The organism is Streptomyces sp. M-16, assembly GCF_052114405.1.
Classification (GTDB): Bacteria; Actinomycetota; Actinomycetes; order Streptomycetales; family Streptomycetaceae; genus Streptomyces.
In genome coordinates, this window is the sequence record NZ_JBFRER010000032.1 from 57,429 (window position 1) to 69,638 (window position 12,210).

Sequence of the window (12,210 nt, forward strand, 5' to 3'; positions counted from 1 at the left end):
GGTCCCCGGCCCCGCGGGGCCGGGGTACCGCGCGGTAGCATCGCTCCGCCATGGAGATGAATGCGCCTTACACCAGTTTCGTCGCGATCGGCGACTCCTTCACCGAGGGCATGTCCGACCTGCTGCCGGACGGCTCCTACCGGGGCTGGGCCGATCTGCTGGCCGCCCGGCTCGCGGCGCGCGAGCCGGGCTTCCGCTACGCGAACCTCGCGGTGCGCGGAAAGCTGATCGGGCAGATCGCCGAGGACCAGGCCCCGGCCGCCGCCGCGATGGGCGCCGACGTGGTGACGCTGGTGGGCGGGCTCAACGACGCCCTGCGGCCGAAGGTCGACATGGGCAGGGTCCGCGGCCACCTGGAAGAGGCCGTGGCCCTGCTGGCCCCGTCCTGCGGGCGGCTGGTGCTGATGCGCTCCCCGGGCCGCAACGGTCCGGTCATGGAACGCTTCCGGCCCCGCATGGAGGAGCTGTTCGGCATCCTCGAAGAGCTCGCCGCCCGACACGGGGCGCTGCTGGTGGACCTGTACGGGGCCCCGGTGCTCGGCGATCCGCGCATGTGGGACGTCGACCGGCTGCACCTGACCGCCGAAGGCCACCGGCGGGTGGCGGAGGCGGTCTGGCAGAGCCTGGGCCTGCCCGCGCAGGAGGACTGGCGGGCCGCCCTGCCGCCCGCAGCGGCCCCCGGCTGGCAGGTGCGCCGGACCGAGGACCTGCGCTTCGCCCGGCAGCACCTGCTCCCCTGGATCGGCCGCCGCCTGACGGGCCGCTCCTCGGGCGACGGCCGCCCCTCCAAGAGGCCCGAACTGCTGCCGTACGGGGCCTCGCCGCCCTCGTAGCATCACACCATCACCGGTGGCGCCCCCACCTGCGTGAACGCACAGCCGCGGCCCAAGTAGAATCCCTACACGTGACAGCCAAGCCCCGCATCCCCAATGTCCTGGCCGGCCGCTACGCCTCCGCGGAGCTCGCCATCCTGTGGTCCCCCGAGTACAAGGTGACGCTGGAGCGGCGGCTGTGGCTCGCCGTGCTGCGCGCCCAGAAGGACCTCGGCATCGACGTCCCGGACGCCGCCCTCGCCGACTACGAGCGCGTCCTTGAGACCGTCGACCTCGCCTCCATCGCCGAGCGCGAGAAGGTCACCCGGCACGACGTGAAGGCCCGGATCGAGGAGTTCAACGCCCTCGCCGGCCACGAGCACGTGCACAAGGGCATGACCTCCCGCGACCTGACCGAGAACGTCGAGCAGCTGCAGATCCGGCTCTCGCTGGAGCTGGCCCGGGACCGCACGGTCGCCGTCCTGGCCCGTCTCGGCAAGCTGGCCGGCGAGCACGCCGAGCTGGTCATGGCCGGCCGCTCCCACAACGTCGCCGCGCAGGCGACGACCCTGGGCAAGCGTTTCGCGACCGCCGCCGACGAGCTCCTGGTCGCCTACGACCGCCTGGAGAACCTCCTCGACCGCTACCCGCTGCGCGGGATCAAGGGTCCGGTCGGCACCGCCCAGGACATGCTCGACCTGCTGGGCGGCGACACCGCCAAGCTGGCCGACCTGGAACAGCGCATCGCCGCCCACCTCGGCTTCTCCCAGGCCTTCACCTCCGTGGGCCAGGTCTACCCGCGCTCGCTCGACTACGACGTGGTCACCGCGCTGGTGCAGCTGGCCGCCGCCCCGTCCTCGATCGCGAAGACGATCCGCCTGATGGCGGGCCACGAGCTGGTCACCGAGGGCTTCAAGCCCGGCCAGGTCGGCTCCTCCGCGATGCCGCACAAGATGAACACCCGCTCCTGCGAGCGCGTGAACGGCCTGATGGTCATCCTGCGCGGCTACGCCTCGATGACCGGCGAGCTGGCCGGCGACCAGTGGAACGAGGGCGACGTCTCCTGCTCCGTGGTCCGCCGCGTGGCCCTGCCCGACGCGTTCTTCGCCTTCGACGGCCTGCTGGAGACCTTCCTGACCGTCCTCGACGAGTTCGGCGCCTTCCCGGCCGTCGTGGCCCGCGAACTGGACCGCTACCTGCCCTTCCTCGCCACCACCAAGGTGCTGATGGGCGCGGTGCGGGCCGGTGTGGGCCGTGAGGCCGCCCACGAGGTCATCAAGGAGCACGCGGTGGCCTCCGCGCTCGCCATGCGCGAGCAGGGTGCCGAGCGCAACGAGCTGCTGGACAAGCTGGCCGCCGACGCGCGGATGCCGCTGGACCGCGCGCAGCTGGACGCCCTGATGGCCGACAAGCTGTCGTTCACCGGCGCCGCGGGCGACCAGGTCGCGACCGTGGTCTCCCGGATCGAGGCCATCGCCAAGGAGCACCCGGAGGCCGCCGGGTACGCGCCAGGGTCGATCCTCTGACCCCCGACGAGCTCGAAGCCGCCCGAGACCGCGTCGTGCCGGACGTGGTCTCGGGCGGTCTGCGCGTGCTCTTCTGCGGGATCAACCCGGGGCTCCTGTCCGCCGCGACGGGCCACCACTTCGCCCGGCCGGGCAACCGTTTCTGGCCGGTCCTCCACCTGTCCGGCTTCACGCCCCGCAGGCTGGCCCCGGAGGAGCAGGAGGAACTGCTCACCTACCGCCTCGGCATCACGAACGTCGTGGCCCGGGCGACCGCCCGCGCCGACGAACTCACCGCGGAGGAGTTCCGTGAGGGCGGCCGGATCCTGACGGCGAAGGTCGAACGGTTGCGGCCCGACTGGCTCGCCGTGGTCGGCGTCACCGCCTACCGCACCGCCTTCGGCGACCGCCGGGCCCGGATCGGTCCCCAGGACCGGACCATCGGCACCACCCGCATCTGGGCACTGCCCAACCCCAGCGGCCTCAACGCCCACTGGACCGCGGAGTCCATGGCCCAGGAGTACGCCCGCCTCCGCGAGGCGGCGGAGGCGCCGCCCACCCCCTGACCGGCGCCGGGCGGGCTCAGGGGTGCCCCTCGCCCGAGTGCTCCCGGACCGCCCCGCCCCTCGGGGTCGTTCACGCGCCGCCGGCCCTGCCGTCGATCACTCGGCGCGGCCCGCGATGATCCGCGCGCACTCCATCGACTCGGCGTGGGTGGTGTCGATCTCCAGGTCGTAGACCACGCCTTGGTGGACGACCTCCGCCTGTGAGACGGCCATCCCCAGGGTCCGGTCGCCCCGCGCGACCTCCCGGCCCGCGGCCACCGCGCCCTCACACCTGACACCCACCCACAGCACCCGCAGCCCGCCCAGAGCCTGCTGCCAGCGCTTCTGGGACGCTGCCCCGCCGAGGAACACCTCGTCGACGACGATCCGGGCCCCGCCCCGCGCCATCGCGGCGATCCCCTCGATCCAGGCCGCCTCCAGGGCCCGGAACGCGGGCCCGACGACCACCTCGCCGTCCGGAGCGAACTCGATGCCCCCGTCCATCGCCCGCATCGACGCCGGCATCGCGTCGACCAGGGTGTCCGTCCCGAAGACCAGCCACGGATCCGGCAGGACCGCCTGCAGGCACCGGGCGATCCCCGACTTGCCGGAGCTGGATCCGCCATTGAGAACGATCACCTGAGTACGCACCGCGCCACAGTAGGGCCACCGCATCGGCGGCCGACAGCGGATTTCGAGGTCCTACGGCGGGTCCGTCACGGTGATCCCCGCCATCAGCGTGTAGGGGTCCTCCTCACCCCACTGCGTCACACAGGCCACCAGCCAACGGTCCTCCGCCCGCCAGAGGTGCACGTGATCGGTGCTGTGCGTCAGTTCCTCCCAGGGCTGCGCAAGCTCCTCCGGCGCGGTGTCCAAGGCGGCCGGCGAGCGCAGCGTGAAGACCAGAGGCGTCCCCCAGCGCTCCGTCAGGGCCTGGGTGAGGGCCGCGTACTCGGCGCTGATCTGGTCGGCGGCCTCCCGGCGGCCCGAACCGTCGTCCTCCCAGAAGTCCCCGGTCTCCTCCAGACGGACGAGATGGTAGCCGGGGCCGCTGCTGTGCCGACCGAGGCGCACCGGCATGTCCACGAAGCGCTGGGCCCGCAGCCGATCGATCAGGTCGAGGTGCTGTGCCGTGGTCATACCGTCAGTATTCCGGGGGCCACTGACAATTGGTCCGGCGTCACGCGTCGCGCCGCCGCACGGCCAGCCACCCCGCCGCCAGGGACACGAGGGCCCACAGCGTGGTCACCGCGAGCCCGCTCCACGGACCGAGCGTCCCTTGCGCCTCCAGCCGCATCACTGCCTGGCCGGCCCTGTCGGGCATGAACTGTCCCGCACCGTCGGCGACCTGACCGACCACGAAGGGCACGATCAGCAGGAAGGGTATGAGCAGACTCATCACCAGCGTGCCACTGCGCACCAGGGCCGTCAGACCGGCCGACAGCAGGGCGATCAGCGTGAGGTAGGCGCCGCTGCCGAACACGGCCCGCAGGGTGCCCGGGTCCCCCAGGGAGAGGGCGTACTCCCCCATCAGGGCCTGGCCGGAGACGAAGGTGACGAGGCCGGTGATCTGACCGACCACGAAGGCGAGTCCGGCCACCGTGGCGGCCTTCGCCAGGTACAGCCGGGTCCGGTTGGGCACGGCGGTGAGCGACACCCTCAGCGCTCCGTCGCGGAATTCACCGGCGATGGCCGTGGCGCCGAAGGCGACGGCCGCTATCTGCCCGAAGTTGATGCCGAAGAACGCCCCGAGCAGGCGGTCCTCCCCCAGCGCTCCCGGTTCCGAGGTGCCGATGGCGGCAGCGGTCAGGACGGTGATGCCGGCGGTGGCCGCGAAGACGGCCAGGAGCGATCCGAGGGTCGAACGGGCGGAACGTATCTTGATCCACTCCGAGTGCAGAACGGAGACGGTGGGCAGGGCTGCGGAGGTCATGACGGTGGCTCCCCTTGGCATTCAGGTGGTGGCGGCGGAGAACTGCGCACGGTTGGCGGTGAGATCGAGATAGGCCTGCTCCAGGGAGGCCCGCTCGTCGGCCAGCTCCAGGACGGGGATGCCCTCACGGGCGGCGAGGACGCCGATCCGGTCGGCCCGTATGCCCTCGACGGTCCAGCACCCCTCCTCGGCGGCGACCAGCTCGAAGCCGTCCCGGGCCAGGGCCGCCCCCATTCGGGCCGGCTCCGAGGTCCGCAACCGCACCCTCCGGGCGCTGCGGGCGCTGATGAACTCCTCCATCGAGGTGTCGACGAGGAGCCTGCCCTGCCCCAGCACCACGAGGTGGTCGACGAACGCCGCCGACTCGGCCATCAGGTGGCTGGAGACGAAGACGGTGCGCCCCTCGGCTGCGAGGCCGCGCATCAGCTCGCGGATCCAGATGATGCCCTGCGGGTCGAGGCCGTTGGTCGGCTCGTCCAGCAGCAGCACTCCGGGGTCGCCCAGCAGGGCGGCTGCTATGCCCAGGCGCTGGCGCATGCCGAGTGAGAAGGTCCCGATGCGGCGGCGGGCGACGGCCGCGATGCCGGCCTGCTCCAGGACCCTGTCGACGCGGGCGGGTGGGATGCCGTTGCTGACGGCGAGCGCGAGGAGGTGGTCGCGGGCCCGGCGGCCCGAGTGGGCCGCCTGGGGATCGAGGAGGGCCCCCACCCGGCGCAGGGGCCGGTCGAGGTCGGCGAACCGGCTCCCGCCGATGGTGGCGGAGCCGGAGGTCGGCCGGTCCAGGCCCAACAACAGCCGCAGGGTGGTGGACTTGCCGGCGCCGTTGGGCCCCAGGAAGCCGGTGACCCTGCCGGGCAGGACGTCGAAGGTCAGGTGGTCCACGACCCGCCGGCTGCCGTGGTCCTTGGTGAGTTCGCGGATCTCGATGCGGTTCATGGCTCAAGCGTCGCCGTCGGGCCTCCCCCCTTCCCTCCCCCATGCGAGGGTGGCGTCTCCCCCACGTGGGGGGCGGTGGCCGTGGATGCCCCTGCTGATCGTCATACCGTTCGGGTTCGTTCCGTGGGTACGGCTGGCGGAGGGGCTCCAGGCACGCTTCCTGCTGACCCCGCAGGAGCGCGAGACCGAGGAGGGCGGCATCGGCACCGCCCCCGCCGTCCGCTGGGCGGACCGCTGGCGGACCGTGCTGTGGCTGGAGATACGGTTGATCGTCTCCGGTGCGGCCATGTTCGCCACCGTGTGGCTGCCGGTCATGACCGTCGAACTCGTCGCGACCGCTCTCGGACACCCGCTCGACGACGACCCGGCCGTGCCGTTCACCCCGGCGCCCTGGGCCGCGGCCCTCCTCGCGCCGCTGCCGCTGGTCGTACTGGTCGTGGTGGTCGTCGTGCTCGGCGAGCTGATCACCGTGATCGCGAGGCGGCTGCTGGGGCCGTCCGCGGCCGAGCGGCTGACGGCACTGGAAGCACGCACGGAACAGCTGCTGGAGCGGACCCGCATCGCGCGCGAGCTGCACGACTCCATCGGGCACGCACTGACGGTGGCGGTGGTCCAGGCGGGCGCGGCGCGCGCGGCCGGCGACCCGGAGTTCACCGACCGCGCCCTCAGCGCGATCGAGGAGACGGGCCGGGCCGCCCTGGAGGACCTGGAGCGGGTACTGACGGTCCTGCGCGAGTCGGGAAAGCCGCCCTCGCAGCGGCCGACGCTGGCGGAGGCGGACCGGCTGCTGGAGTCCGCCCGGGCCTCGGGAGCGGCGGTGGACGCCCGGCTGACCGGCCCTCTGGAGAAGCTGCCCGGACCCGTCACCCGTGAGGGCTACCGGATCCTGCAGGAAGCGCTCACCAACGTACTGCGGCACTGCGGTCCCGTTCCCGTCCGGGTCCGGGTGGAGATGGCCGCGGGCCGGCTGGAACTGGAGGTCACCARCGCCCTGCCGGAGGGCCCGACGGTCATGTCCGGGAGCGGGAGCGGGCTGCGCGGCATGCGGGAGCGGGCCGCGCTGCTCGGCGGAGAGACCGAAACCGGCCCCCACGGGGGTGGTTGGAGAGTGCGCGCCCGGCTTCCGCTGGAGCGAATACGCTGACCGAATGCCGGTTACCGTACTGCTCGTCGACGACGAACCCCTGGTGCGCGCGGGTCTGCGCGCCGTCCTGGACGCCCAGCCCGACATCGAGGTGGTGGGCGAAGCCGCGGACGGTGCCTCCGTCATCCCCCTGGTCCGCCAACTGCGGCCGGACGTGGTGGCGATGGACGTGCGGATGCCCCTGCTCGACGGGATCGAAGCCACCCGGGCGGTCCTGCGCTCGGTGGACTCGCCGCCGAAGATCCTCGTGGTCACCACCTTCGAGAACGACGAGTACGTGTACCAGGCACTGCGCGCCGGAGCGGACGGTTTCCTGCTCAAGCGGGCCCGGCCCTCGGAGATCGTCCACGCGGTGCGGCTGGTGGCGGAGGGCGAGACGCTGCTCTTCCCCTCGGCCGTCCGTGCCCTGGCCGCCGAGTACGGCAATCAGCGGGCGCGCGCGGTGCTCAAGCGGGCCGCGCTCACCGACCGCGAGGAGGCGGTGCTGCGGCTGATGGCGCGCGGCCTGACCAACGTGGAGATCGCGGGGGAACTGCTCGTCGGCACGGAGACGGTGAAGTCACACGTCAGCGCGATTCTGGGGAAGCTGGGGGCGCGTGACCGCACCCAGGCGGTGATCACCGCGTACGAGTCGGGGTTCGTCTCCCCGGCCTGAGGGGAGGGGGCGATCCGGCTGATGGGGGGACCGGTCCTCGCAGCGGCGCCGGGGGCGCAGTACGATCCGCCTGACAGGGCCGCTAGCTGGGAGGACACACGTTGGGGCAGCTGACCGGCGGGGATCCTTCTCTGCTCCGGCGGATCAATTCGGCCGTGGTGCTCCGGGCGCTGCGCGCGGCCCGAGCGCCGACCCTCACCGACCTCACCCGGGTCACCGGGCTCTCCCGGCCGACCGTCGAGGGGGTCGTGGAGGGGCTGATGGGCACCGGGCTCGTCGTCGAGGCCGAGGCCGAGGAAGGCGCACGCCGCCAGGGACGGCCGGCGAGAAGGTTCCGCTTCCGTGCCGAGGCCGGGCATCTGCTGGGCATAGAGATCGGCTCGCACCGGGTCGCGGTGCTGCTGTCCGGGCTGGACGGCCGGGTGATCGGCGCCGGGACGAAGGAGGTCGCCGAGACCGCTTCGGCCGACGAGCGCCTGGAGCGGGTCAGGGCCGCGGTGGCCGATCTGCTGCGCCGGGCCGGCGTGCCGCGGGACTCCCTGCGGGCGGTCGGCGTGGGCAGCCCCGGGATCGTGGAGGCGGACGGCACCGTCCGCCTCGGTACGGCACTGCCCGGCTGGACGGGACTGCCGCTCGGGGACCGGCTGCGGCGCTCGTTCCGGTGCCCGGTCCAGGTGGAGAACGACGCCAACGCGGCGGCGGTCGCCGAGCATTGGAAGGGTGCGGCGCGGGACACGGACGACATCGTGTTCGTGATGGCCGGGCTGAGCCCCGGTGCGGGCTCGCTGATCGGCGGCAGGCTGCACCGCGGGTTCGGCGGTGCGGCGGGCGAGATCGGTGCGCTGCACCTCCTGGGCCGCGAGGTCACCCCGGAGCGGCTGCTGTCCACGACGGGCGAGCCCCTGCACCCGCTGGACGAGCCGGCGGTCGCGGAGGTGTTCGCCATGGCCAAGCGGGGTGACGAGCGGGCGGTGGCCGCGGTGGAGCGGTTCATCCAGCGCCTGGTGCACGACGTGGCGGCGCTGGTGCTGGCGATGGATCCGGAGCTGGTGGTGGTCGGCGGCTGGGCGGCCGGCCTGGACGGGGTCCTGGAGCCGCTTCGGCGGGAACTGGAGCGGTACTGCCTGCGGCCCCCGCGGGTGGCGCTGTCGCTGCTCGGCGAAGCGGCGGTGGCGACGGGGGCCTTGCGGCTGGCGCTGGACCACGTGGAGGAAGAGCTCTTCGCGGTGGAGAAGACGGTCACCGCCCGCCGGTGACCACGCCGCCCCGGTGGACCGCCGCCCGCCGGTGACCACGCCGCCCCAGTGGACCGCCRCCCGCCRGTGACCACGCCGCTCCGGTGGACCGCCGCCCRCACACTGCCGCAGCGCAGGGCTGGGGCTCCCCCGCCCGTCCGCGCGGGGCGACGGCGCCCGGCCCCGTGCGGGGCGGCCCGAAGGCCCGCGGCCCGGTCGCGGGCCCGGACCGGAACCGTCCCGAGGGGCTGATCCCGGTCCGGCGCGGCAGAACAGCAGCCGGACACCGTCGGCACCGGGCCCGGAGAGCAGCCCGCCCGGCGCCCAGGGGGTCGGTCCGGCCGCCCGTCGGCGGACAGGCCTCGTCCGCATGAGCCGACGGAGCGATCGTCGATCCCGGTGGACGGCTGGTGGACGGTGAAGCGCGCCGGTGGGTCGGTGCCCTTGGCTGTCCCGTTGGCCGGCCGGTGCCCCCTCGTTCGGCAGGGGGCGCCGGTCAGCCGGCCGGCAGGACCTTGACGCCGAGTGCCGTGAGCTGCTTGACGACGGCGTGACGGGGGTCGGCGTCGGTGATCAGTCCGCTGACCTTCTCCCAGGGCAGGACGCGGAACCGCGATGCCGTGCCGATCTTCTCGGACGAGGCGAGGACGTAGGTGTCCGCGGCGCGGGCGGCCAGGGTGCGCTTCATCGCGGCCTCTTCGGCGTCACCGGTGGTCAGTCCCGCTTCCGGGTGCACGCCGGTGACGCCGAGGAGGCACAGATCGGCGGAGACGTTCTGTGCGGCCTCGACCGCGGCCGCGCCGCAGGCGACCGCGGAGTGCTTGAAGATGCGGCCGCCGAGGAGGAAGAGCTCGGCCTGCGGGTGGCCGAGCAGGGCGGCGGCGATCGTCGGACTGTGGGTGATCACGGTGCAGGCCAGATCCCGCGGGAGCGCCGCGGCGACGGCCAGGGCGGTGGTGCCGCCGTCGAGGATCAGCGCGCTGCCCGGCCGCACCAGTCCGGCGGCCACGGAGGCGACCTTCCGTTTGCCGTCGGGAGCCACGGTCTGCCGGGCGGCGTAGTCCGCCACGGCCGGGGAGGCGGGCAGCGCCCCTCCGTAGACCCGCTGGCACAGTCCCTCGGCCGCGAGATCGCGCAGATCGCGCCGCACGCTGTCCTCGGAGATCCCCAGTTCGGCGGCGACGTCCTTGGCGACGATCTTGCCCTCGCGGGCGAGCAGCCCCAGCAGGTGGTCACGGCGTTCAGCGGCCAGCATCCGTATTCTCTCCTGTTCTTGCACGTTTCTGCATGTATCGTAGCGCCCCATGACCGACAAGCCCATGCTCGTCCAGGAGAGCGCGTGACAAGCCGCCCCGGCATCGACACCCCCGACCATCGCGGCCGCACCGGCCTCGACCAGGCCGGACGCGGCCTGGCCCGTAACCCCGACGTCGTGGTCCGCGACGTCGAGCTCACCTCCCAGGGCTGGCACGTGTTGCGCCGCACCACCTTCGACCACCGGCGGCGCGACGGACGTTGGGAGACCCAGCAGCGCGAGACCTACGACCGCGGCAACGGCGCCGTCGTCCTGCCCTACGACACCGGACGCGGCCGCGTCCTGCTCACCCGCCAGTTCCGCTACCCGGCCTACGTCAACGACCACCCCGACGGCATGCTCGTCGAAGCGGCCGCGGGCCTGCTCGACGCGGACGACCCGCCGACCGCCATCCGGCGTGAGAGCGCCGAGGAACTCGGCGTCGCGCTCGGCCCGCTCACCCATGTCCTCGACGCCTACATGAGCCCCGGATCCGTCACCGAACGCCTCCACTTCTTCGCCGCCCCCTACACCCCGGCCGACCGGACCGGGCCCGGTGGCGGACTCGAGGAGGACGGCGAAGACATCGAGGTCCTCGAACTGCCCTTCGCGCAAGCCCTTGCCATGACCCGTGACGGCCGCATCGCCGACGGCAAGACCATCCTGCTCCTGCAATGGGCGGCCCTGGACGGCCCCTTCGCCCCCACCGCCGCGGGCCGTGCGGGCGGCCGGCGGCCCACGCATCCCGTATGAGGTCATGCGCGCGCGGAGGGTGCCTGCCGGGGCGCTGTTAGCCTGACTGTCATGATCATGAGGAGCAGTCCCGGTCAGCGGATTTCCGGCGTGCTGTCGCCCAGCGGTCCGCAACGCGCCCTGATCCTCGCGAGCTTCGTCAGTCGGGTGGGCAACGGGCTGTTCAACACCGCCTCGGTGCTCTACTTCACGCTGGTGGTGCACCTGCCCGCCGCACGGGTCGGGGTCGGCCTCACGATCGCCGGGCTGGTCGGGCTGCTGGCCGGGGTCCCGGCCGGGAACCTGGCCGACCGGTACGGGCCGCGCACGGTCTGGCTGACGTCCCTCGCGACGCAAGCCGCGACGATGGCCGCGTTCGTCTTCATCCACGACTGGGTCACGTTCACGCTCATCGCCACCCTGGACCGGCTGGCGGCAACGGCGGGCGGCGCCTCGGGCGGTGCGCTCATCGCCCGTGCCGGCGGTGAACGCCCGGCCGCCTTCAGGGCGAAGCTCCGCACGTTCGTCAACCTCGGCGTGGTCCTGGGCACCCTCGGTGCCGCCGTCGCCGTCTCGGCCGGCACCCGCACCGCGTACACCGTGCTCATCCTCGCCAACGCCGCCAGCTTCGCCTGCGCCGGCCTGATCGCCCTGGGCGGGGTCCCGAACTACCGGCCCCTGCCCCGGCCCGAGGAGCACCATCGCGCGGCGGTCCTGTCCGACCGGCCGTTCGTGTCCTTCGTCGCGCTCTACAGCGCGATGGGCCTGCAGTACCAGACCGTTTCCCTGCTGCTGCCGATCTGGCTCTCCGCCCACACCGACGCTCCCCGCTGGACCGTGGCGGCGGTCTACGCGGTCAACAGCGGGGTGTGCGTGCTGCTCCAGAGCCGGATCGGCTCCCGGGTGGAAACGCCGCGCCAGGGCGGCCGGGCGTTCCGCCTAGCGGGGCTCTTCTTCTTGGTCAGCTGCCCCTTGATGGCCCTGACCGCGGACGTTCCGGTCTGGATCGCGCCAGGGCTCGCCGTCCTCGCCGTAACCGTCCACAGTCTCGGAGAGGTGTGGGAGTCCTCGGGCGGCTTCGCGATCGGCTTCGGTCTGGCCCCCGATCACGCACAGGGCCAGTACCAGGGCTTCTTCGGCGTCGGTTTCGACGCGGGGCAGGCCCTGGCTCCGGTGGTGCTCACGACGGCGGTACTCGGACTCGGACACGCGGGCTGGCTGCTGCTCGGCGTGTTCTTCGCGGCTCTGGGCGCGGCGGGGCCGCCGATGGCCGCGTGGGCGGAACGCACCCGCCGCTCGAACCCGGAAACGGCCTGCGCGACGCATGACCGGCCCGACGGGGCCCCGCTCCCCGACACCGTCTAGTTCTCCGTGCGCGCTGGCGTCCCCGGTCCCGGCGCCCGCGGCGCGAGGCCGGAG

The 12,210-nt window shown here is 73.3% G+C and carries 12 protein-coding genes and 1 pseudogene; 8 read left to right on the forward strand and 5 right to left on the reverse strand.

The annotated features are described in order from the left end of the window. The first annotated feature begins 50 nt into the window (after positions 1-50). The 3 genes from AB4039_RS17255 (at position 51) to mug (ending at position 2,883) form a co-directional block, all read left to right on the forward strand. Complete coding sequence (locus tag AB4039_RS17255) at positions 51-833, forward strand: SGNH/GDSL hydrolase family protein (RefSeq protein ID WP_442271127.1); 783 nt, start codon at positions 51-53, stop codon at positions 831-833. Between the two features lie 71 nt (positions 834-904). Continuing rightward, positions 905-2,338 (forward strand): adenylosuccinate lyase, encoded by a 1,434-nt coding sequence (gene purB / locus AB4039_RS17260; protein ID WP_442271128.1) that lies wholly within the window; start codon positions 905-907, stop codon positions 2,336-2,338. Continuing rightward, positions 2,335-2,883, forward strand: coding sequence for a G/U mismatch-specific DNA glycosylase (mug, locus tag AB4039_RS17265; RefSeq protein WP_266841475.1), 549 nt, complete (start codon positions 2,335-2,337; stop codon positions 2,881-2,883). The genes purB and mug overlap by 4 nt, the downstream gene beginning before the upstream one ends. Before the next feature lie 96 nt (positions 2,884-2,979). Here the strand turns inward: mug and cpt are convergent, their stop codons facing one another. From cpt to AB4039_RS17285, 4 genes are read right to left on the reverse strand one after another with little or no spacing between them, the layout of a single operon-like run. Next, on the reverse strand, positions 2,980-3,513 hold the full coding sequence (cpt, locus tag AB4039_RS17270) for a chloramphenicol phosphotransferase CPT (RefSeq protein WP_266837530.1): 534 nt from the start codon (positions 3,511-3,513) through the stop codon (positions 2,980-2,982). Between the two features lie 51 nt (positions 3,514-3,564). Beyond that, positions 3,565-4,002, reverse strand: coding sequence for a hypothetical protein (locus AB4039_RS17275; protein ID WP_266837532.1), 438 nt, complete (start codon positions 4,000-4,002; stop codon positions 3,565-3,567). A gap of 40 nt (positions 4,003-4,042) precedes the next feature. Next, a complete protein-coding gene (locus AB4039_RS17280; RefSeq protein WP_266837534.1) occupies positions 4,043-4,795 on the reverse strand; it encodes an ABC transporter permease in 753 nt (250 codons plus the stop codon). Between the two features lie 21 nt (positions 4,796-4,816). Beyond that, positions 4,817-5,731 carry an ATP-binding cassette domain-containing protein gene (locus AB4039_RS17285; RefSeq protein WP_266837536.1) on the reverse strand — a complete coding sequence of 305 codons (915 nt, stop codon included), beginning with the start codon at positions 5,729-5,731 and terminating at the stop codon, positions 4,817-4,819. Positions 5,732-5,810: 79 nt separating this feature from the next. Between AB4039_RS17285 and AB4039_RS17290 the strand changes: the two are divergent. The 3 genes and pseudogenes from AB4039_RS17290 to AB4039_RS17300 all read left to right on the forward strand — a co-directional run. Beyond that, positions 5,811-6,875 (forward strand): annotated as a pseudogene (locus AB4039_RS17290) (sensor histidine kinase); the annotation flags it as partial. A 4-nt stretch (positions 6,876-6,879) separates the two neighbouring features. Next, positions 6,880-7,530, forward strand: coding sequence for a response regulator transcription factor (locus tag AB4039_RS17295; RefSeq protein ID WP_266837540.1), 651 nt, complete (start codon positions 6,880-6,882; stop codon positions 7,528-7,530). Positions 7,531-7,631: 101 nt separating this feature from the next. After that, the gene (locus AB4039_RS17300; protein WP_266837542.1) at positions 7,632-8,786 is read left to right on the forward strand and encodes an ROK family transcriptional regulator; all 1,155 of its coding nucleotides are present in this window, start codon (positions 7,632-7,634) and stop codon (positions 8,784-8,786) included. A gap of 475 nt (positions 8,787-9,261) precedes the next feature. Here AB4039_RS17300 and AB4039_RS17305 read toward each other — a convergent pair whose 3' ends face one another. Continuing rightward, positions 9,262-10,020 (reverse strand): DeoR/GlpR family DNA-binding transcription regulator, encoded by a 759-nt coding sequence (locus AB4039_RS17305; RefSeq protein ID WP_266837544.1) that lies wholly within the window; start codon positions 10,018-10,020, stop codon positions 9,262-9,264. An 84-nt stretch (positions 10,021-10,104) separates the two neighbouring features. Here AB4039_RS17305 and AB4039_RS17310 point away from each other — a divergent pair, with 84 nt between their 5' ends. Continuing rightward, positions 10,105-10,812, forward strand: a complete 708-nt coding sequence (locus AB4039_RS17310; protein ID WP_442271129.1) for an NUDIX domain-containing protein — start codon at positions 10,105-10,107, stop codon at positions 10,810-10,812. Positions 10,813-10,869: 57 nt separating this feature from the next. Then, positions 10,870-12,156: an MFS transporter gene (locus AB4039_RS17315; protein WP_266837548.1), complete on the forward strand. Its 1,287-nt coding sequence runs from the start codon at positions 10,870-10,872 to the stop codon at positions 12,154-12,156. The last annotated feature ends 54 nt before the right edge of the window (positions 12,157-12,210 follow it).